Consider the following 248-nt stretch of genomic DNA (forward strand, 5'->3'; position numbering starts at 1 on the left):
ACGAAACAAGACCGAACCGCCAAATATGCCGGCTTTGGCTTTGATGCCTCCATTTGGGAGATGTTCCCGACGTGGATCGCCGGCGCAGAGCTCCATATCATCGATGAAGCGATTCGCCTCGATATGATCAAGCTCAATTCGTATTTTAATCACGAAGGCATCACCATTGCATTCCTGCCAACACAGCTATGTGAGCAGTTTATGTCGATGGACAATCATTCTCTCCGTTACTTACTGACAGGCGGGGA

The 248-nt window shown here is 49.2% G+C and carries 1 protein-coding gene; it reads left to right on the top strand.

The window, feature by feature from the left end:
- On the top strand, nt 1–248 hold a 248-nt coding region (locus KVT11_RS21675), incomplete at both ends, for an AMP-binding protein (protein ID WP_217609193.1).

This window comes from Bacillus sp. GbtcB10, from assembly GCF_019091365.1.
GTDB lineage: Bacteria > Bacillota > Bacilli > Bacillales > Bacillaceae > Bacillus > Bacillus altitudinis.